Here is a 20478-nt window from a genome sequence, read left to right on the forward strand (position 1 = left end):
CCAATCAGCCTTCAAATTGCTTTCATTGCGTGTCGACGACGAAGTGAGTCCGCAAACCGGCGCGAACTCAGTCGGACCTTGAAGTGTTTTGAATTACGCTTCACCTCAACTCCGACGGTCTCCTAGCTGTAGGACTGGCCCTGATACTTCACGTAGCCGACCGGATGATGCGTGAAGTGCAGTACCGGCAGAACGGGGTTGGAATTGTCCTCGGTCGGATAGGCGCTGGCATCAGAGATGTATTCGCCCTGAACCTCGATCGGCTGGCCCACCTGCAATCCGGGGATTTCCTGCGCCAGCCCCTCGCTATCACCGAAACGCACAGCGACGAATACTTCGGTGCCGGTCAGGTTCTGCGTACCGCCTTCGAATTTCAACACCTTGTCGATCTTGATGACGAAGTGCTGGTGATTGGCGTTGTTGTGGAACTCGGGGCTTAAGAACACCTTGCTGATCGTGCCTTGCACGCAAGCCAGCGGCGCGCCCAGCGACTGGGCGGAAGGATTTTGAGGAAGAATTTGCGTCGCACGATTACTCATGAAGTCTCCGGGAAGGGAATCCGATTGGTCTACGGCGAAACGTAGGGCGCGCCGCCGGGCGACAACGGCGCGATACCATTTGAGCAGGTCATTGCGTGTGAGTTCATTGCACGCCACTCACAGGAGACACGATGACCGGGCCTTCGCAAGCGCAAACCCTCAGCGTCCATATCGCGCGCGTATGACAGACGAAAAATTCGTCGCGCACGCATAAAAAAGCCGGCACCTTTGACGGCACCGGCTGTTCCTTACATAACGCCTCGCGCCTGACTTGCAATGCCCCGACGCATGGCATGTTTCATCGCAACGCTTTCACCGCATCGGCCGTCACGTCGGCAGCTTGGCCGCCATACGTGGCACGCAGATAATTCGCGAGCTGCGCGAGTTCCGTGTCGCTGAGTTGCGTGGCGAAGCCCGGCATCTCCTGCATCCGCTCGAGGCCCGGGAAATCCTGCGCGCCGATGCCGTCGAGCATCGCCACGAGCAGGTTATGTGCATCGCTTTGACGCACTGTCGAGTTGCCGTGCATCGGCACCGCGACATGTGGCTTGCCCTCGCCGCCAAGGCCGTGACAGCCGGCACACACTGCGAGATACACATTGCGCCCCGCCTCGAGTTGCGCGGCATCGGCGGAGACCGATTGCAACGGTTGCGGCGCCGGCGCCTGGTCGCCGAGCAGATAGGTCGACATCGCGCGCAGATCGTCATGCGTCATGTACTGGCTGCTCAGATGCACAACCGGATACATCTCGCCGAAAGCTGAGCCCTGCGGCGCGATGCCGGTGGCGAAGAACGTCTGCAGGTCCGCAGCCGTCCAGCCACGCGCCGCCAAACCATGCGGCGTGATATCCGGTGCGGCGATCCGGCCAAGCGCCGCACCCGTCAACGGCTTCGCACCGTCGAGCTGCCCGAACGTGCCACGCGGCGTATGGCATTCAGCGCAATGGCCGAGCGCGCTCGCCAGATAGCGTCCACGATTCCAGTCAGCAGACGCCCCGAAGGAAGTCCCACGCCCCGAAGGAAGTCCCCTTGGGGGATTGGGGGACTGCCCTTTCGATGCGTCCGGCAACGCGTCCTTCAGGAACACCCAGTTCCAGAAGCGCACGCCAAAACGCATGTTGAACGGGAACGACAGCTCGGGCTCGTGGTTCGCCACGGCTGCCGGTTTCTGCGCCATCAGATACGCGTAGATCGCATCGCTATCCGCGCGCGACAACTGGCGGTAGGACGTGTACGGCATGGCCGGATACAACTGCTTGGTCGGCGTGACGCCGTCGTGCAGCGCCTTATAGAGATCGTCCGCGCTCCAGCTGCCGATACCGTGGTCCTTGTCCGGCGTGATGTTGGTGCCGTAGAAGGTGCCGAACGGCGAAGCCAGCTTCACGCCGCCGGCGAACGGCGCGCCATCCGACGTGGTGTGGCAGGCGGCGCAGTCGGCGGCTTTGACGAGGTAACGGCCGCGCGCGAGCGGATCGGCGGCGGTGGATTGCGGGCCCAATGCGGCGGCTGCCTGCATCGCAGCAGCGGAGTCGTCGTGTTTGCCGCAAGCACTGAGCAAAGCAGCCGTGCCGAGCAACAGCAGCGCGCGACGCAAATTCATCGAGGAGCTCATCATGCGGCGTCCCCCGAGGGGACTTTCTTCGCGGCGTCCTTTACGAGGCCAGGCGTGGTCATCACGACTTCCTTCACGGCCTCGTAGTAGCGCACGTAGCCTGTGCAGCGGCAGATATGGTCGTTCAGCGCTTCGGTGATGGTTTGCTCGACCTGATCTTTGGCAATCGGCTGACGCTTCAGACGTTCGATCAGCACGGTGGCCGCATTGACGAAGCCGGGCGTGCAGTAGCCGCACTGAAAACTGAAGTGCTCAAGAAACTTCTGCTGGATCGGCGACAGTTCGACGACCTCGCCTGCTTCGTTGCGCTTGGCGTGCCCTTCGATCGTGCGGATGGTTTTGCCATGGAAGAAATTCGCGCCCGTGATGCAGGTGCGCACTTCTTCGCTGGTGCCGTCCGGATTGTCGACGATCACGACGCACGCGTGACAGATGCCCTGCCCGCAACCGAGGCGCGAGCCGGTCAGATGCAGGTACTCGTGCAGGAAATCGATCATCATCAGACCGGCGGGCACGTCGGTCGGGCCAACGATCTCGCCGTTCACCTTGACCGAGACCGGCAGCGTGCGGAAATGTGTCAACGGACGCTCGACCACAGTCGCGGCCGGCGCGCTGGCCGCAACGCTAGCGGACGCCGTCGCACCGTAAGCAGCTGAAGCCGGGGTAGCGACGGCAGCGCCCGAGGCGCCTGCAGTAGCGGATGCCGCGGCAGCAGCGGAGGCGCCAGAGACTTTGCCTGAGGCAACGGCGGCGCTCGCCGCACTGCTCGCAGCGCTAGCGGAAGTTTGAGTGGAGGCCGTCATGCGAGCACCTTCTGAATACGTTGCGGGGTGACCGGCAGGTCGGTAAAGCGATGGCCGATCGCGTGCGCGATACCGTTCACGATCGCGCCGACCACCGGAATCATCACCACTTCGGCGATGCCCTTCGGCGGGTCGGTCTCGGTCAGCGGCGGCAGCACTTCGCCGGTCTGGGTCCAGACGGCGACGTCCGTCGCGCGCGGCAAGTGGTAGCGATTGAAGTTCCACGTGCCGTTGCCCGGGCCGTCCTCGTAGAGCGGCAAATACTCGTGCAGCGCATGGCCGATGCCCATTGCGAGGCCGCCTTGCAACTGGCCCGACACGAGTTGCGGCGAAAGCTGATTGCCGCATTCCATGATCGAGTGATGCGCGAGCACGTCCACTTTGCCGCTCGCTTCATGCACCGACAGCTCGACCAGCGTGCCAACAGCGCTGTAGTACGTGACCGCCGCGTTATTGCGCTGAACCGGCGGAATGAACACGCGCTGACGATCAAGCACGCGGTAATGGTTCGGCGTGGTTTGCAGTTTCTTTTTATCGGCCGAAGCGTTATCGCCGTAGCGCAGCGCGAGGCCGTCGAGCGGCAGACGCTCGACGCTGCCGTCAATCTCGAAGTCCGCTTCGGTCCATTGCCAGCGATTGAACACGTGCACGGTCGCACCGGTTACCAGACCCAACTCGTGCGCCTTCTTCGCGAGCTGTTCGAACGGCAGCGCTTCGAGCCCGCCGCGGACAGCTTGCCGTCGACCCAACGCGCGTCCTCCATGCGCACCACGAGCGGCGCGGCTTGACCGCCGCCACCACCCTGGCTCCAGATCGCCATCGCCGCCGGCCACAAGCCGTGCGCGAAGATGACGCGTGCCGCTTCGCGCGTGCTGTGCGTAAAGTAGAACGCCGAATTGGTCGCACTCGACGGCGACGCATAACCCGGCGACCAGCGCGGATTCGCAGCCAGCTTGTCCTGGTCCGCTTGCGACATCATGTACGGATCGCCGCTCGTGACGACCGGCAGATCCGGCCAATCGGTGATCGCGACATGCACGTCGGTGGCCGGTTTGCCGAGCCACTTCGCGACCGCGATCGCCTGCGAGGTCGACATGCCGGTGCCGATTTTGGCCGCCGTGTGTTGCAGGCCGATCTTGCCGTCGGCGCTGAACTCGACCTTCGCGAACGAGGTTTCCGCGCCCGTGCCGAAGTCCTTCTGCACACACGCAAAGCCAACGCCATAACGCTTGCCCGGATGCGCAGCTTCGAACTCGGCTTTGCGCTTCGCGCGATTCACCCACAGCGGATGAATCTTCGCCTTCTGCAACACATCGTCGACGCGAATCGCGCCGGCGGGCACCGCGCCCTGGGTGTTTTTCATGCCCGAACGCAGCGCGTTTTTCAGGCGGAAGTCGATCGGATCGACATTCAGTTGTGCGGCGATTTCGTCGACCATCGTCTCGGTCGCGGCCATGCTTTGCAGCGTGCCGTAGCCACGCGCCGAACCGGCGTCGATAGCGCGCGAGGCGATCGCCACCGCAGAGAGATCGTTCTTCGGGAAGTAATAGATCGATTGCGCGGCCGTCGCGCCGACCATTGCCACCGACGGCGAAAAGTTGCAGCGGCCGCCGCCGTCCGCTTCCATCGCGGCCTTGAAAGATTGCAACATCCCCGTCTTCTTATCGACGGCGATCCGGTAGTTCATCTTGAACGCATGGCGCTTCAACGACGTCTGGAACTGTTCGTAGCGATCGTTCGCAAGACGCACCGGGCGGCCATCCGCATACATCGCGCAGACGAGGCCGTAGAACGGCACGTTGAAGTGGTCCTTCGAACCGTAGCCGACTGTGTAGCACGGGTGAATAAACAGATTCTTCACGGGGAACGCGCACTTCGCGACCATGCCGGCAGCGCTGTCCGCGACTTCAGACGGCGCCTGGGTCGGCACAACCATGTGCAGCGATTGCGTCGCCGCGTCGTACCAGCAGTTCGCGTTGTCGGGTTCGAGCGCGGCCGTGTCGATCGACTGCGTGTTGTACTCGCGCTCCAGCACGAGCCAGTCCGCCGACGGATGATCCAACTCTTGCTGGATCTGTCCGGCATGGAACATGCCCTGCTCGTCGAGCTTGCCGTGTTCGACGCCGTCCGGCCACACCGGCTGGTGCTTGCGCATCATGCTCGGGAACACCGGCGCGTCTTTCAGACTGGAGAAGATGTCGTCGTCATACGGCGTCTTGCCGCCGACACGCACGAAGCGGAACGTGCCCCACGGATCGCGTTCGAGCGGCCCGGTTTGAGCACCGTAACGGATGATCTGATCCTGGAACTTCAGTTTGTCTTTCGCGAAACGGAAGCGCGCGAAGTCGTGATAGATCAGGATCGCAACCGCCTGACCGAGATACGCGGGCGTCTTGCCCGGCGGCAGCAGCATGTCGTCGCCGTAGAAGGCCGGGAAGATCAGGCCGTCGCGCGTCAGATCGGCCGCCGTGACCACGCGGTCAGGCTTCAATTCGTCGCCGAGCAGCGACAGGTCGAAGCCTTCGTAGCTGCGGTCGGCTTGCGTCGTGCGCAGGATGAAGGCGTGCGATTGCTGCTGCGGCCAGTGCGGCATGTCGGCGGCGCGGATGTCGCGTGCGAACACTTTCGAACCGGTCACTTTGGCGATCCCGTCGATGCGGAATTTCGCCTGGCCGTTGCTGGCGTCCCACTGAACTGGCGTCAGAATTTTTTCTTCGAACAACGCAGCGAATGCGCGGCTGCCCATCGGCGCGATATACACCGACACACCCGCCAACACGCTGGCCTTCAGAAAACTACGACGCGAAAGGTCGAGTTTCCCCATGGACTTCTCCTTTAGTGAACACAGCGGCAACCCGGTAGCAGGACAAACGCGGAACACAGGCCGTGGCGGCGCGGCCGCATGCCAGCGTACACGCGGCGGACCTGCGCTGAACGGCTGTAAACCACGAGGGAGGTGTTCGAACCGCGGGCGCTTGCGTGCGCCCGGGCGTACCGGCGACGTGCAGCAGCCATCACTTCGGCTATGCCGCAGTCGATCTGATTTACCTTGAACTACCGTGAGTTGCCTTTTTCCCTGCCCTACAGAGGGCAAGGGCCGGGATTATCTCGCTGTTTAGACACACGCTGCGTCATTTTTTGTCAGCTATCTCGCAAATAACCAATCGGGTATGAATCGCTATAACAGCGGGTTTATGACGCTTAACTAAGCACGCAAGATCGTGATGCCCAATGCCTCGAACGGCGCGGTGAGCGCCTCTGGCGTGTTCCGCTCGACGACGATCGTGCTGGCCGCCGACACGTCCGCAATCTTGTACGCCGACGCCGCATTGAGTTTTTCCGCCGACGCCAGCACCACCGTTTCCGCCGCGTGCTCCGCGAGGGCGCGTTTAACGTAGGCCTCCTCCATATCGCCGGTGCTCAGACCCGCTTGCGGATGCACGCCGGTCACACCCATGAAATAGAGGTCGGCGCGAATGTGGCTGAGGGCTTCAATCGCGGCCGCGCCCACGTTGACCATCGAATGCCGGAACAGGCGCCCGCCGATCATGATGACCTCGAGATCCATGTGCTCCGCCAGTTCGACGGCGATGCTCGGGCTGTGCGTGACGATCGTCGCCCACAGGTCGCGCGGCAGGTGACGCGCCAGTTGCACGGCGGTCGTGCCGCCGTCGATGAACGCAATCTGGCCGCGCCCGATCAGGCCCGCCGCCGCCCGGCCGATCGCCGCTTTCGACACCGATTCGATGTGCTCGCGCCCGGCAAAATCCACGGCCGCCGGCGACGCCGGCAATGCGCCGCCATGCACGCGCTGAAGCTGCCCCTCGGCGGCAAGTTCGCGCAAATCGCGCCGGATGGTGTCCTCGGAGACATCGAACTCCACGCTCAAGGTCTTGGCGATCACCTGGCCGTCACGCTCGAGCGCTTCGAGGATCAACTGTTTTCTTTGCGATGTGAGCACGGCGGCCGTCCCGGAAGCGTTTTGGCTGATTGCACGAAAATTCTTGTTTTTGCACGATACTGCACGATACCATGAATTGCATGCGGTGCAGACCGCGTTTCCCCAACAAGACAGGATGCGAGCCATGAACGAAATCGCCGAGCGGGTGCGGATTGTCGACGTGAAAGTGCTATCGGACGACTGGTACGTGCTGAAGAAAACCACTTTCGACTACCAACGCGCGGACGGCAGCTGGCAACGCCAGAGCCGCGAAACCTATGATCGCGGCAACGGCGCGACGCTGCTGCTGTACGACGCGTGCCGCCGCACGATGGTGCTGACACGGCAATTCCGCCTGCCGGCGTTCGTCAACGGTCATCACGGCATGCTGATCGAGGCGCCGGCGGGCCTGCTGGAGGCGGCCTCGCCCGAAGAACGGATTCGCGCAGAAGTCGAAGAGGAAACCGGTTACCGCGTGCACGAAGTGCGCAAGGTGTTCGAAGCCTTCATGAGCCCGGGTTCGGTGACAGAAAAGCTGTACTTTTTCGTCGCCGAATATGATGCGGTGGCAAAGGTCGGCGCGGGCGGCGGGATTGCCGACGAAGGCGAAGATATCGAGGTGCTGGAATTGCCGGTGGACGAAGCGCTGGCGATGGTCGAGCGCGGCGAGATCGTCGACGGGAAGACCATCATGTTGTTGCAGTACGCAAAGTTGAATCTGTTCGGCGCCTAGGCGTCGGCTCGCAGGCATTTCGGACTAGTCCCACACGACTTTGGGAAAAGGACGATATGTTGAAGAACATCAAAAAATTATTCTTACGGGTCCTTTTGAAGCCTGCCTGTCTCACAGTTAAAGCGAGGCAGGTCTTTAAACGGGCAAGCCATTTCCGTCAGTATATTTTTTTACTTCGTCAGCTCGATAAAGCCGGCGAATGATTAGAGGTTTAAGTGGATTCTCTCAATTCAGCGAACAGATTCATGGGTGGTTTCTTTTTCGGCACCCTGGTCGCTGCAGTCGTGATGGTGTTGCTGTGCAACGCTGGTGAATTTTCGCCGTTTATAGCGAAGCTGCATGCTTTGGAACAGGTTATCCTGACCGCGCTCATTTCGATCGTTATCGTCGATGCAAAGCCATTGGCCTATAAAACTGTCTGGCGCGAACGCCGCTGCAGTTTCGTACTCGATGAAGATCTAACCGCAACCATTCGCGGTAGAACATTCGGTATTCCCGCCGGCGTGGTAATCGGGATTCTGATTCAAAATTACGTGATGAACTAATTTCCCGCCACACGGGAAAGCGACATCCATCGCACCTGGCCTTGGCGTCATCGATCAATACGCGGCCGTCTCGCCCGGCCGCCCCTAGAACTTATGCCGTATCGCCGCGCGCACCACGACCTGCTTCGACGTGGATGACGGCGACTGGGTGCCCGGCGTGAACGCGTCGTCCAGAATCGAATAGGTGGAGTCGCCCGTCACTTGCTGATATTCGCCCTGAATGTACACATCGGTGCGTTTGGACAGGTTGTAGTCCGCCATCAAGCCGAACGAATGAATCTTCGGCTTCACGCCGCCGCTCGAGGCGTCGTAGGTTTCCATCGAGTACACGTATTGCGCGCCGACAAACAGCACCGGCGAAATCTGATACTTGCCGTTCACCTCGAAGTTCTGATATTTCAACGAGTTCAACAACACGCCCGGCCGCACGAGCGGCGTTACGCCGAGATAGCCGTTGCCGGTGGGGTTCAGGTAGTTCGAATTGGTGTACACGAAGCCGGCAGTGGTCGGGCCGAAGGTATAGGTGATGCCGCCGCCGAACACGCGCATGCGGGCGGCGATAAAGCTGGCGTCGTTCGCGGTGATCGCGCCGTTTGAGCCGTTGCCGGGGTTGTCGGCCTGCAGATACGCCGCGGCCACCAGCAGTCCGCCATAGGTGTATTGGCCGCCGAAACTGTACGCGCGATTGTTGGCGAAGCCGGTGTCGTTGCTGAAGCTGTAGACGCCGCCGAACTGGAAGCCCGAGATCGACGGGCTCGTGTACTTGACGCTGTTGTCGAGACGGAATGAGTTGTCGGTGTTGTCGTTATCGTACGGGTGCGAGAACAGTAAACCGGCCCAGTTCCCGTTGGCCGTAGTCTGCGCCAGATAGTCGACCACCGAGTCGTACTGGCGGCCGAACGTCAATGTCCCGTACGGCGCCGAGCTCAAGCCGACGAATGCTTGGCGGCCGAACATCCGGCCGCCCTGGTTAAGCCGTCCGGAGCTGACGTCGAAGCCGTTTTCCAGCTGGAAGATCGCCTTCAGGCCGCCGCCCAGTTCCTCGGCGCCTTTCAAGCCCCAGCGGCTGCCTTGCGCATAGCCGCTCGCGAGTTCATAGACATGGCCGCGGCCGACATTATTGGTGTAGTTGATGCCTTCATCGAGTACGCCGTACAGCGTCACACTCGTCTGGGCAAAAGCAGGCAGGGAGAAAATAGCTAGCGAGGTGGCAGACAAAGCGGTGGAGACAGCCAGCGCGAACACTTGCTTGTTCATGATGATCTCCCTGAGCTCGAGTGATGGGACCTCGATCCGACCGCTTTCTTTTTGACGCTTCTCGAGGCGTCTATCGACCCGACAGACCCCGACGCGCTTTGAGGAAATCCTCACACGCCGTTACGTCGCCGTCCATCGGGTGTCACGCCCATATCTCAAAACGTTGCGAAATCTCCACTACGTGGGACAGCCTCTTTTTTCGCGACGCTTATTCAGGTAAACGGCGCCCCGCCGCCCGGACTTAAGCGGGCTGTCGCATTGGCCGCCCCACTCTGCGTGTCTCGTAGCGGCTTTGTCATGGAAAGAAATATAATCGAAAGCTTTTGCGGCGCTGCAGCGGAACTCCGCGCCGTCAGACGGGTCATTTTTACTGGCCTCTGCCACTGAGCCTCGCATGGTCGGTTCAAGCGGCGACGCGGATGGCCGCCCCGCGGGGCGGCCATCCGCGGGGCGGCCGTCCGCCGCAACACCCAATCCAATTTCAAAAAGCTTTGTGAGACGCCTGCCGCGCTGGACTAGCGAGCCGTCGCACGGGGCTGCTTTTGGCGCCACACAATGCAAAAGTCGCAATCCCGCTTGCTTGAGCTCGATTTTTTTCGCGGGCTGGTCCTCCTGATCATCGTCGTCGATCACATCGGCGGCAGCATTCTGTCGCGCGTCACGCTGCACGCGTATGCGCTGTGCGACGCGGCTGAGGTCTTCGTGTTCCTCGGCGGCTTCGCCACCGCAACGGCCTACGCGGCGCTCGCCGAACGGCGTAACGAGGCAACCGCGCGCAGCCGCTTCCTGCAGCGCTCGCTCGAAATCTATCGCGCCTTTCTCATCACTGCCGGCTTGATGCTGCTGGTCAGCGCGGTGCTGACCGCGTTCAGTATCGACGGCCCGAACCTCGCCACCACCGATCTCGACGATCTGATGGACGCCCCCGTGGCCGCCCTGCGCGACATCCTGCTATTGCGCCGTCAGCCGTATCTCGCTTCCGTGTTGCCGATGTACGCATTCTTCGCGCTGCTGGTGCCAATGATCCTGCCGCTCGCGCGCAGCAAGCCGTGGCTGTTGCTGGCCGGCAGCGTCGCGCTGTGGGCGGGCGCACCGGCTATCGACGCCTACCTGCCCGCCGCGCCGGACATGCACTGGGATTTCAATCCGTTTGCCTGGCAATTGCTGTTCGTGCTCGGCGTGCTGGCACGTTGCCAGCCGGTTTATCAGCGGATCAGCGCACACCGTCTCGGCTGGCTGGTTAGCTTGCTGGCGGTCGCCGTGGTCGCTACCGCGGCCTACTACAAGCTGTTTGTTGAACGCGAACCGCTCGATGGCAGCTTCAAGCAAAACCTCTCCTACCTGCGCGCAGTCAATTTTCTCGCGATTGCCTGGCTCGTCGCGAACCTGATCGAGCTCGGCTGGGCAAGGAAGCTCGCTCAATGGATGCCGTGGGTCGGCACGATCGGCCGCAAAGGGCTGCTGTGCTTTATCGCGGGCGCTGTGATTTCGCTGGTCGCCGATTCGGTGCTGTATGCCGCGACCGACGGCTATCTGAACTATCCCCTAGGGTTGGTGGCGGATGCATGTGCGGTTGGCGGACTGTTCGCCGTCGCCAAGGCGTCGGAGCCTCTCAAGCGTTTCACGGCGCGCCTCTGGAGCTTGCGCCTCAAACTGATAGCATGACGGCCGCGCGCGATCTGCGCGGCGGCCTCTTACTCTGACATGCGTCTATACCTCCATTCCGCACTCCTCGCGCTGTGCGCTACTGTCGACGCGCCGGCGAGCGCCAGCACCGTCATCAGCCGAAGCTTCCATTCTGAAGCGCTCGGCCGAGACTGGGCCTATACGATCTATCTGCCCACCGGCTATCGCCACGACGCCGCGCGCATTCCCGTGCTCTATCTCCTGCACGGCAACAATGGCGACGCCAATGACTGGCTCACGCAGGGCCACCTGCAGGCGACCGCCGACGCACTGATCGAGCGCAAGGAGATACCGCCGGTCGCGATCGTGATGCCGCAAGGCGGCACAGACTGGTATGTCGATCGCAAGGAGAAGATGGAGACAGCGTTTTTCGGCGATCTGCTGCCCGAAATCGAAACGCACTACGCGGTCGCGACGCAGCGCGGCGGGCGGATGATTGGCGGCGTTTCAATGGGCGGTTTCGGCGCACTGCGCTACGCCATGACGCAACCCGAGCTCTTTTGCGGCGCGCTCCTGTTAAGCCCCGCGATCTATCCGAATGAGCCGCCGCTCGCCTCGGCGGCTCGCCGCGTCGGCGTATTCGGCGACCGGCAGTTCGATCCGCACGTCTAGCATGCGCTCAACTATCCGGCGCAATGGGAGCGGTACATGAGCCGGCCCTATCGCCTGCCGATGTTCATTGCCGCCGGCGACGACGACCTCCCGATCCAGGCCGATGCGGCATCGCTTTATACGCATCTTCGGCTGGCGGGGAATCCGGCGGCGCTGCGCATCATCGACGGCGGCCACACCTGGGATGTCTGGAGCGCGCTGCTGCCCGCCGCGCTGAAATACACGTTGGGCTGCGTCAAACAGTCGGCGCGCGATCAGGAAAAGTAATCCGGCGTAACCGGGCGATTCAGCAGTCCTGATTGCGCCGGCAAATTGCGTGCAACTATTGCACGAGGTCGGTCCACAGCACCACCAGCACGGTCATGAGCGCGGGCCCGATGAAGAGGCCGAGCAAACCGAACGTCTCCGCCCCGCCGAGAATGCCGAATAGCACCAGCAGGAAAGGCAATCGCGTCGAGTTGCCGATCAGCACCGGCCGCACGAAATGTTCAGCGACGAACACCACGACTGAACCGAACACCGCAAGCCCGATGGCCCCGGCCACCGAGCCTTGCGAGAACAGCCACAAGGCCGCGAGGCCGAACATGATCGGTGCGCAGAACGGCAGCATCGCGGCGATCGCCGTGATGGACGCGAGCAGCGCGACGTGCGGTAAGCCGGTCACGAAATAGGCGACACCCAGCAGCACGCCCTCGCCTAGCCCGACCACCACCAGCCCCGACACCGTACCGCGCACTGCCGCGGCCATGCGCTCGAGCAACTGCGCGCCGTCGTCGCCGAAGCCGCGCCGCACGCCTTTTATCAGCGAGCCGGACAGACGCGGCCCCGCCTGAAAGATCACGAACAGCGTGACCAGCATAAAGGCGAACACCATCACGCCGCGCGCCGCGCGCGCGCCGAAGTGACGGCCAAGCGTCATGACCGTGGAGCTGTGCAGCCCCTTCATTGCCGCCGAGTCGCGCAGCGGCTGAGCGAGATTGGCTTGCCACCAGGCTGAAATCTGTTGCACGCCGAAGGGCAAGCGCTCGATGATGTCCGGCATCGGAATACCGTTTTCCTGCGCGGCCTTGAACCAGTCAGTCATCTCATGCGCTTCGCGCAACGCTTGCGCAATGCCGATACCGAACGGCAGCACCACCAGCAACGCGATCGCGAGCGTCAGCACGGCGGCGATCAGCGTCGTGCGGCCAGTGAACCAATGGCTGCCTTCCACTTTTTGCAAAAACGGCCACAGCGCGATCGCAATGACGCCGGCCCAGGCCATCGCCCCAATGAAATCGCGCACGACCCACAGCGCCAACAGCACCAGTACGGTGTACAGCAAGAGAGACGCCGCCTTCTGCTTTTTGATGCAATCGGGGGGTATCGGCGGTTCAGGCGAAGCTACGGGGGGGCGTGAAATCATGTGTGCTCTTATGGTTCTGTGAATATGTGCGCGAGCCGACCGGAAAAATGCAAACCCGCTACACTTGCATCGCACGGTCGCTCATCGATAACCACATCTTAAAGGAAGCACCGGCGTCCTTTGCTGGCGGCATTCTCGTCGCACTGCGTACAACACTGCGTTGCAAAAATCCACGCTATCGCAAATTCACTTCGCATATATCCCGCAAAGCCCCGCCGTTTCGGGTAAGCGCGGATGTCAAGTTTCATTGTTGCTATTTGGAGAACAGTGTTTCAACCGCGACACAATGGCTATCCGGCGCGCACGGGACTACATTCGGCACACCACAATACGGAGCCGACGATGATGACCTTAGAGTCCATCCCCCTTGACGGTACCAATGGCGTACGCATCGAAATTCTCGAGCGCTCCGACACCACGCTAGTGATCCGCTGGGTCGAACCGGGGCGCTGTCATTATGGCGAGCAGCGTTGGCGGCGGCGCTCGGCGCATACGTCGGGAACGTGCGCGGTAACGCGGCGCAAGATTCGCCGCGGCGATGCGGTGTTTAAACCGGCTGAACGGCCGGCACCTTCGAATGCTTCTGCGATGATTTGTGCTGAGGTGTTGGGCGAGCTTGTTGAAGCCTGAAGTTTGAAGCGAGGCAAAAAACCCTCTCCGATTGCGGCCCTTCGCCACGTGCGCTAAGGTGGTCCCCATTGCGTCAAGTCACCCCGTTCGCCCCACACGCGGCGGTATAGTGATCCGCAATTCCACCCACCGCGCCGCGCCTCTTGCGACGCTGCTAGAGGCGACACCATGGCAGAAGACACCCCGGAAACCCGCGCCGCAGCGATTCCCCCTAGCCAATTAGTTGCACCGCAACAATTCTCTCTGGACGTTCTGCTCGAGAAATACGCGAAAGGCGACGAGCAATCGGCCGACGACGTGTTCAAACGCGTCGCCCGCGGCGTCGCTCAGGCGGAACCGGAGGCCCTGCGCGAGTCGGTGGAAGCGCTCTTTGTCGACAATCTGCGGCACGGCGCGCTCGGCGCCGGGCGCATCATGAGCGCGGCAGGCACGGGCATCGCCGCCACGCTCATCAATTGCTTTGTGCAGCCGGTCGGCGACGCGATTCAGGGGGTCGACGAACAAGGCCTGCCCGGCATCTATGTGGCGTTGCTGCAAGCCGCCGAAACGATGCGGCGCGGCGGTGGTGTCGGCTACAACTTCTCCGCGATCCGGCCCAAGGGTGCCCGCGTTCATACCACCAGTTCGTCGGCGTCCGGACCGTGCAGTTATATGGACGTGTTCGACGCCTCGTGCCGGACCGTGGAAAGCGCCGGCTCGCGGCGCGGCGCGCAAATGGCCGTGCTCGACTGTAACCACCCCGATCTGATCGAGTTCATCGAGGCGAAACATTCGAAAGGCCGCTGGAACAACTTCAACGTGTCGGTGGGCGTCACCGACGAATTCATGCGCGCCGTCGAAGAAGATCAGCCCTGGCCGCTCGTGCACCGCGCCGAGCCGTCGCCGGCGCTCCGCGCGGCCGGCGACGTGCGGCAACGCGAAGACGGTTTGTGGGTCTACAGCGAAAGGCCCGCACGCGAGATCTGGGACCGCATCATGCGCTCCACGTACGACGTCGCTGAGCCCGGTATCGTGTTCATCTCACGCATGAACGAAGACAACAATCTACGCGCCGTCGAAACGATCCGCGCCACCAATCCGTGCGGCGAACAACCGTTGCCGGCCTACGGCTGCTGCAACCTCGGACCGTTGAACCTCACGCGTTTCGTGGTCGATCCGTTCGCGCAAATGAAAGGCCGCAAGCCTTCGTTCGACTGGGACGGACTCGCCAAATGCACCCGTATCCAGGTGCGTTTCCTCGACGACGTGCTCGACGTCACGCTATGGCCGCTGCAGCAGCAATATGACGAGTCGCGCGCCAAGCGGCGCATCGGCGTGGGCTTCACCGGCCTCGGCGATACGCTGGTGATGCTCGGCCTGCGCTACAACTCGCAGGAAGGCCGCGACTTCGCGGTGCGCATTGCCCGGCTGATGCGTGACGAAGCCTATCGGGCGTCGGTGGAACTGGCGCGCGAGCGCGGCGCATTTGAGTTGTTCGACGCCGCACGTTATCTGGAAGCAGGCACCTTCGCCTCGCGCCTGCCGGACGACATCAAAGATGCGATACGCCAGGACGGCATCCGCAACAGTCATTTACTGTCGATCGCGCCGACGGGCACCGTCAGCCTCGCGTTCGCCGACAACGCGTCGAACGGCATCGAACCGGCCTTCTCGTGGACCTACACGCGCATGAAGGTGATGGCCGACGGCGGCCGCGAATCGTTCGATGTCGAAGACTACGCGTATCGTCTTTATCGCGAACTCGGCGGCGATGTGAACAGCCTGCCGGACTACTTCGTCAGCGCACTCGAAATGTCGGCACGCGACCACCTCGACATGATGGCCGCCGTGCAGCCCTACGTGGACACGTCGATCTCGAAGACGGTGAACGTGCCGGCGGACTATCCATTCGAAGCGTTCGAAAGCCTTTACTTCGACGCATGGAAAAACGGTCTCAAGGGCCTCGCCACATACCGCCCGAATGAAACGCTCGGCGCGGTGCTGAGCGTAAGCCCGCCGCCAGTGGATGACACGCTGGCCGAGACCGATCAGGATCCGCTGCGGATTGCGATCGATCATCGACCCAAGGGCGAGTTGCCTGCGATCATCGAAAAAGTCGAGTACCTGACGCAAGCGGGCAAGAAATCGCTTTACGTGGCGGTGTCGTTCATCGAAGTGACGGGACGACTTGGCGGTGAAGACGTCACGATCGAGCGCCCCATCGAGTTCTTCATTCCGACCGGTCAGCGCGACGAATCGCAGCAATGGATCACGGCGACAATGCGTTCGCTGTCGCTCGCGGCACGCGGTGGTTTTGTCGCACGCAACTTGCAGGATATGCGCAAGGTGTCGTGGGATCGCGGGCAGGTGCGGCTCGGCGAGGTGCAACGCCTCGACGGTCATCGCACGCCACGCTGGCACGATTCCGAAGTCGCGGCGCTCGCTTTTGCGATCCAGCAGATTCTGCACCGGCGCGGTTTTCTCGACGCCGAAGGCAACCAGGTGCCGTCGCGCTTGCTTGCGCGGTTGCCGCGCGGGCAGATGAGAGCCGAGACGGCGTTGCCGGCGGATTTCGGTATCCGTCCGCATCCTGGCGACGCCGACGAAACGACGTTGACGCAACCCGGCGGTGCGCAAGGGCTGCACACCATGCTTGGACGCAAATGCGGCTCTTGCGGTGCGAACGCGGTGATCCGTAAGGATGGGTGCGACTTCTGTACGGCGTGTGGTGAAGTCGGCGCGTGCGGGTGAGTGACAACCGGGGGCAGCGATAAGCTGTGTGAGCCTCACGGCTCTGGTGCAAATAACTGATCATGACACGACCGCCGATGAAGGCGGTCGACCGCGACGATCAGCACTACCAAGAGCTCACGAAGGCGTGGACAAGCCGGTTGAATACCCCCGGCTTCGCGACGTTCATCCCATGCGATGCGCCTGCAATGGTTTGTTTGTCCGCGTAATCGATCCAATCCGCCAGTTTGTCAACGTTGTTGCGAAACATGCGAGGGCTCTTTTCGCCCTCGATCAGCAACGTCCTGCATTGCACGTCACGCGCTGCATCACGTGAGTACGCGGGCAACGGATCGCGAAACTGCTTCGGCAGCGTGGCGGCGTTGTCGATCGCCATTGTGCGGAAACTGGGGGGACTCTTGCGCCAGAAACCAGGCATGCTCACCGAGTCGACGAAAAGCTCCAGTCCGGCGTCAACCGCACCGCTTTCAATCAGATCAGCAACTTTGGCGCGAAGGACATTGGTCGCAGGTGGCAACGAGGCTTCCGACATTCCATCGATCTGCAACGGGCCACCCGGATCAGCGAGCGTCAAAGTCTTCACCAAGCGCGGATACTCGCGCGCCACGTGGAATGCGACGCACCCTCCCCGCGAATGCCCCACCAGATGAACCGGCCCGAGGTCCATTGCCGCAATGAACTCGGCGAGTTCCGCGACATGCGTCTTCCAGCCAAATTCGCCTTGAATGCAGGCATCGTCAGCCGGCCAGTAGTGGCTGAGACTGACCGAAATGCAGAGGAAATGCTTCGAAAGAAATTCGGTTTGACTGCTCCAATAGCGGTAATCGCAAAGCGATCCGTGCACGAAAACCAGCGGCTCTCCCGAACCACTGATCACATAGGGCACGCAGATGCCGGAGGGCACGGTTGCAAAGCACAACTCCGGGACTGAAAGTATTGAAGGGTCGGTTCGCGCGTTCATGCATGGGCTCCTTTCCAGCACTATGCACGACACGGCAATCTAAGAAAATCGCGTAATATTGATGGTATCTATCTATTTTTCTGATACCAATGAAAGCGCTTGATCTGGACGTTCTGACAATGATCGTGGCCGTGGCCGACACGGGAAACATTAGCCGTGCGGCGGAAATCGTCCATCGCTCGCAATCGGCGGTGAGCATGCAGATCAAGACGCTCGAAACCGCGCTCGGCAAGCCGCTTTTCGTGCGCAAGCCGAGAAGCGTGATTCCGACGCAAGACGGCGAGGTCCTGCTGACGTTCGCGCGGCGTATGCTCGCCCTGCGCGATGAAGCGTGGGCGGCGGTGGTCCGTCCCGACGTAACCGGCCGGGTCGTCATCGGTGTGCCCGACGACTACGCGTCGTCACTGCTGCCGTCGATCCTCAAGAAATTTTCCGCGACCTATCCGAAGGTCGAGATTCAGGTGGTCGGACTGCCGAGCGTAGCGCTCGCACCCATGGTGAAGGACGGATCGGTCGATCTGGTCTGCGGAACACGCGTCAAGGGCCTCTCGGGCGAGTTTATCCGGCTCGAACCGATGGTCTGGGCCGCGGCGCCCAGCGCGCATGACATCTGGCGCGAGCGGCCGCTGCCGATTGCCGTGTTCCTGCCGGGTAGCGTCGCCCGGGAAAACGCGATCCGCAGTCTTGAACAGGCGAAGATCACCTATCGAACCTCTTACGAGAGCCCGAGCCTGCTGGGCCTTCTCAGCATGGTCGAAGCGGGACTCGCAGTGGCGCCGCTCGCGCGTTGCGCGGTTCCCGCTCACCTTACCTTGCTCGGCCATGCGCAGGGCTTGCCTGAGATCGCCGCGCTGGAACTGATACTGGCGCGGAGCGCTAAATCGAAGCGGCCGCCATGCGACTTTCTCGCCGAAAAGATCATGTCTGAACTGCAGCGTTAGTCACGCAGTGCAGCGTGCCGATACGGGCCCCTTCAACACCCTTCAACGCAATCGATTGCGATGCGAAAGTGGCGTACCGAGGTGCGCCTGCCCCACGGCCACACCCGGGTTGCGAGTGCGGCGCCGTGCACGTTCATGTCGCCCTCGCTCGCTCAGATGTGAGGCGCGAAGGTTCGCCGTATGTCGCAGGTGTCCCTCCCCGACGTCCTCCGAACCTGACGTAATGACCTTGCCGTCGTCATGGCGCGCGAGGAAAGTATCGCCGGGTTTGATCACGGCCAGCATGGTTTTAAGTCTCTTCATCATGAAACTTCAGTCTCCTTCATGCGATGCTCAACCGTTCCAGCTCGGTGTCGACCAACAGCTTTTGCATGCTCGCAACATCCACGCCCATCAGCTTGAGCTTAGTGCTCACGTCCACGCCGTAGCACCTTCTCCGTGCAGCGCCTGGTAGAAGACGACAGCCCTTATGCGAAAGCGATTCCGTCAATTTGCAAGGCCGTTGGTACCCGCGGCAGCCAACGCGTGCTCGCGTAGCGCCGCTTCGCGCGCCTTGTGTTCGCTGCTGAAGCGCACTGCCAGCGCGCATAACGCGGACAGCGTGACGAGCATGCCGAGCATCGCCAGCGTCTGTTGGACGCTGCCGACGCCTTTCATCAGGAACCCGGCCGCCACTGCACCGACATTGCCACCGGCGCCAATCACGCCCGCGACGCCGCCGAGCGCCTTGCGGTCAATGAACGGCACCAGCGCGTAAGTCGCGCCGCAAGCCATGTGCGTGAACAGACCGAAAACCAGCATGGCGATCACGGCCAGTGCGATGCTGTCCGCGTGTGCGAAACCTACGAGGCCCAGGCCTTCGCCAACGATCAGCAAGAACAGCAAGGTCGCGCGGACGTCGAGGCCTCGACGCGCGGCAGCCTTGTCCGACAGCCAGCCACCCAACGCGCGGGCAAACAGTGCGAGCAGGCCGAAGCTGCCGGCGGCGATGCCTGCCGCCTTCAGCGACAGGTGGAAATGATCGACGTAATAAATCGCGGCGACGTTGTGAATGAAAACCTCAACGCCGAAACACGCTGCGTAGGTGGTGAACAGCATCCAGACGCGATAGTTCGCGCAGGCCGCCCGGAAGCTCGCCCAACCGCCCTTCTTGCCGCCGTCGATCGCGATTCCGCGCGCCCGCAGTTCCGCAAAGTTTCCTTGCGGGCAATCCTGCGTGAAGCGCCAATAAAATATCGCCATGACGGGCATCGCAAGGCCCGGCACCACCAGCGCAAGGCGCCAAGCCGACGACTGTGCTGCGCCGAGCGCCATGACCGCCGCCAGCAGCAGCGGCACGAGTGCCTGCGCAGCGCCTGCCCCGGCATTGCCCCACCCGGCCGTCGTCGCGTTGGCCGTACCGACCACGTTCGGCGCGAACATCATGGAGGTGTGGTACTGGGTAATGACGAAGCTGGCCCCAACTGCGCCGATGCACAGGCGGCACAGCAGGAAGCTCTCGTAGCCACTGGAGAGCGCGGCGCCGAGCACGGGAAATACGCCCGCGAGCATCAGGCCGCAATAGACCTTGCGCGGGCCGTAGCGGTCGCATAGCGGGCCAATCACCAGACGCACGAGGATCGTGACCGCGACCGCGGCGATGTTGATATTGGCGACCTGGTCGACGGAAAGCCCGAATTCGCTCTTGATCAGCGGCATCAATGGCGCGCAGGCGAACCACGCAAAGAAGCAGACGAAGAACGCCATCCACGTCAGATGGAACGCGCGCATCGGTGCCGTGCGCAGGCTGAAGAGTTCGATGCGAGTTGCTTTGTCCGTCATCGTCGTTCCAGAAAAAAGAAAAAGCGTCCCGCGAACCCAGTCAGATGACTGGATTCGGGGGACGCCGTTGTCCAAAAGCCCGTTGTGAGGGTGCTGCTATTGATTCAAATGAAGATAGGTCGACATTGATCCTATGCGGGCTCTATATGCATATGCCGTGCCACACCGCGGATTTCGGTGTTCGGCGTGCGAGGAAGCCGGAAACAGCGATGCCGCGCGACGCATCGCGTCGGCGGCACAAGCTGTTTTTTAACGTGGTCAGG

15 protein-coding genes and 2 pseudogenes are annotated in these 20478 nt (G+C 62.0%); 7 read left to right on the forward strand and 10 right to left on the reverse strand.

Going from position 1 to position 20478, the window contains the following annotated elements; translation table 11 throughout:
* Positions 1-122 precede the first annotated feature (122 nt).
* The 5 genes and pseudogenes from GNZ13_RS21005 to GNZ13_RS21025 all read right to left on the reverse strand — a co-directional run bounded on the left by GNZ13_RS21005 (position 123) and on the right by GNZ13_RS21025 (position 6915).
* Entirely contained in the window at positions 123-539 is a 417-nt protein-coding gene (locus tag GNZ13_RS21005) for a hypothetical protein (protein WP_172167748.1), read from the reverse strand.
* Positions 540-837: 298 nt separating this feature from the next.
* On the reverse strand, positions 838-2139 hold the full coding sequence (locus GNZ13_RS21010) for a cytochrome c (RefSeq protein ID WP_172167750.1): 1302 nt from the start codon (positions 2137-2139) through the stop codon (positions 838-840).
* A gap of 11 nt (positions 2140-2150) precedes the next feature.
* Complete coding sequence (locus tag GNZ13_RS21015; protein ID WP_172167752.1) at positions 2151-2954, reverse strand: (2Fe-2S)-binding protein; 804 nt, start codon at positions 2952-2954, stop codon at positions 2151-2153.
* A pseudogene (locus GNZ13_RS21020) lies at positions 2951-5778 on the reverse strand (xanthine dehydrogenase family protein molybdopterin-binding subunit). The gene GNZ13_RS21015 and the pseudogene GNZ13_RS21020 overlap by 4 nt, the downstream one beginning before the upstream one ends.
* A 381-nt stretch (positions 5779-6159) precedes the next feature.
* The gene (locus GNZ13_RS21025) at positions 6160-6915 is read right to left on the reverse strand and encodes a DeoR/GlpR family DNA-binding transcription regulator (protein WP_172167754.1); all 756 of its coding nucleotides are present in this window, start codon (positions 6913-6915) and stop codon (positions 6160-6162) included.
* Positions 6916-7039: 124 nt separating this feature from the next.
* On the opposite strand from GNZ13_RS21025, the gene GNZ13_RS21030 reads away from it, so the two are divergent.
* Together GNZ13_RS21030 and GNZ13_RS21035 are read left to right on the forward strand one after the other, a co-directional pair.
* Positions 7040-7627: an NUDIX domain-containing protein gene (locus tag GNZ13_RS21030; protein WP_172167756.1), complete on the forward strand. Its 588-nt coding sequence runs from the start codon at positions 7040-7042 to the stop codon at positions 7625-7627.
* Between the two features lie 215 nt (positions 7628-7842).
* A complete protein-coding gene (locus tag GNZ13_RS21035) occupies positions 7843-8172 on the forward strand; it encodes a hypothetical protein (protein WP_172167758.1) in 330 nt (109 codons plus the stop codon).
* 84 nt (positions 8173-8256) lie between these two features.
* Here GNZ13_RS21035 and GNZ13_RS21040 read toward each other — a convergent pair whose 3' ends face one another.
* Positions 8257-9429, reverse strand: a complete 1173-nt coding sequence (locus tag GNZ13_RS21040) for a porin (RefSeq protein WP_172167760.1) — start codon at positions 9427-9429, stop codon at positions 8257-8259.
* Between the two features lie 555 nt (positions 9430-9984).
* Here GNZ13_RS21040 and GNZ13_RS21045 point away from each other — a divergent pair.
* Positions 9985-11094, forward strand: a complete 1110-nt coding sequence (locus GNZ13_RS21045) for an OpgC domain-containing protein (protein ID WP_172167762.1) — start codon at positions 9985-9987, stop codon at positions 11092-11094.
* Between the two features lie 39 nt (positions 11095-11133).
* A pseudogene (locus GNZ13_RS21050) lies at positions 11134-11994 on the forward strand (alpha/beta hydrolase).
* 55 nt (positions 11995-12049) lie between these two features.
* Here GNZ13_RS21050 and GNZ13_RS21055 read toward each other — a convergent pair.
* Positions 12050-13132 carry an AI-2E family transporter gene (locus GNZ13_RS21055; RefSeq protein WP_172167763.1) on the reverse strand — a complete coding sequence of 361 codons (1083 nt, stop codon included), beginning with the start codon at positions 13130-13132 and terminating at the stop codon, positions 12050-12052.
* Positions 13133-13477: 345 nt separating this feature from the next.
* Between GNZ13_RS21055 and GNZ13_RS21060 the strand changes: the two genes are divergently transcribed.
* Positions 13478-13762: a DUF3331 domain-containing protein gene (locus tag GNZ13_RS21060; RefSeq protein ID WP_028197253.1), complete on the forward strand. Its 285-nt coding sequence runs from the start codon at positions 13478-13480 to the stop codon at positions 13760-13762.
* A 168-nt stretch (positions 13763-13930) separates the two neighbouring features.
* Entirely contained in the window at positions 13931-16492 is a 2562-nt protein-coding gene (locus GNZ13_RS21065; protein ID WP_172167765.1) for an adenosylcobalamin-dependent ribonucleoside-diphosphate reductase, read from the forward strand.
* Between the two features lie 106 nt (positions 16493-16598).
* Here GNZ13_RS21065 and GNZ13_RS21070 read toward each other — a convergent pair whose 3' ends face one another.
* The gene (locus GNZ13_RS21070; protein WP_172167767.1) at positions 16599-17453 is read right to left on the reverse strand and encodes an alpha/beta fold hydrolase; all 855 of its coding nucleotides are present in this window, start codon (positions 17451-17453) and stop codon (positions 16599-16601) included.
* A gap of 89 nt (positions 17454-17542) precedes the next feature.
* Between GNZ13_RS21070 and GNZ13_RS21075 the strand changes: the two genes are divergently transcribed.
* Positions 17543-18394, forward strand: a complete 852-nt coding sequence (locus GNZ13_RS21075) for a LysR substrate-binding domain-containing protein (protein ID WP_172167769.1) — start codon at positions 17543-17545, stop codon at positions 18392-18394.
* A 42-nt stretch (positions 18395-18436) separates the two neighbouring features.
* On the opposite strand, the gene GNZ13_RS21080 is transcribed toward GNZ13_RS21075, so the two are convergent.
* Together GNZ13_RS21080 and GNZ13_RS21085 are read right to left on the reverse strand one after the other, a co-directional pair.
* Positions 18437-18700 carry a hypothetical protein gene (locus tag GNZ13_RS21080; RefSeq protein WP_172167771.1) on the reverse strand — a complete coding sequence of 88 codons (264 nt, stop codon included), beginning with the start codon at positions 18698-18700 and terminating at the stop codon, positions 18437-18439.
* A 180-nt stretch (positions 18701-18880) separates the two neighbouring features.
* A complete protein-coding gene (locus tag GNZ13_RS21085; RefSeq protein ID WP_172167773.1) occupies positions 18881-20215 on the reverse strand; it encodes an MFS transporter in 1335 nt (444 codons plus the stop codon).
* Positions 20216-20478 lie beyond the last annotated feature (263 nt).

It is taken from the genome of Paraburkholderia elongata (assembly GCF_013177735.1).
Lineage (GTDB): Bacteria > Pseudomonadota > Gammaproteobacteria > Burkholderiales > Burkholderiaceae > Paraburkholderia > Paraburkholderia elongata.

Bases quoted from the DNA above. Each gene is read 5' to 3' on its own strand.
- GNZ13_RS21015 (WP_172167752.1), bottom strand. From the start codon at position 2,954: ATGACGGCCTCCACTCAAACTTCCGCTAGCGCTGCGAGCAGTGCGGCG.
- GNZ13_RS21065 (WP_172167765.1), top strand. From the start codon at position 13,931: ATGGCAGAAGACACCCCGGAAACCCGCGCCGCAGCGATTCCCCCTAGC.
- GNZ13_RS21010 (WP_172167750.1), bottom strand. From the start codon at position 2,139: ATGAATTTGCGTCGCGCGCTGCTGTTGCTCGGCACGGCTGCTTTGCTC.
- GNZ13_RS21040 (WP_172167760.1), bottom strand. From the start codon at position 9,429: ATGAACAAGCAAGTGTTCGCGCTGGCTGTCTCCACCGCTTTGTCTGCC.
- GNZ13_RS21045 (WP_172167762.1), top strand. From the start codon at position 9,985: ATGCAAAAGTCGCAATCCCGCTTGCTTGAGCTCGATTTTTTTCGCGGG.
- GNZ13_RS21080 (WP_172167771.1), bottom strand. From the start codon at position 18,700: ATGATGAAGAGACTTAAAACCATGCTGGCCGTGATCAAACCCGGCGAT.
- GNZ13_RS21085 (WP_172167773.1), bottom strand. From the start codon at position 20,215: ATGACGGACAAAGCAACTCGCATCGAACTCTTCAGCCTGCGCACGGCA.
- GNZ13_RS21005 (WP_172167748.1), bottom strand. From the start codon at position 539: ATGAGTAATCGTGCGACGCAAATTCTTCCTCAAAATCCTTCCGCCCAG.
- GNZ13_RS21060 (WP_028197253.1), top strand. From the start codon at position 13,478: ATGACCTTAGAGTCCATCCCCCTTGACGGTACCAATGGCGTACGCATC.
- GNZ13_RS21075 (WP_172167769.1), top strand. From the start codon at position 17,543: ATGAAAGCGCTTGATCTGGACGTTCTGACAATGATCGTGGCCGTGGCC.
- GNZ13_RS21055 (WP_172167763.1), bottom strand. From the start codon at position 13,132: ATGATTTCACGCCCCCCCGTAGCTTCGCCTGAACCGCCGATACCCCCC.
- GNZ13_RS21030 (WP_172167756.1), top strand. From the start codon at position 7,040: ATGAACGAAATCGCCGAGCGGGTGCGGATTGTCGACGTGAAAGTGCTA.
- GNZ13_RS21070 (WP_172167767.1), bottom strand. From the start codon at position 17,453: ATGAACGCGCGAACCGACCCTTCAATACTTTCAGTCCCGGAGTTGTGC.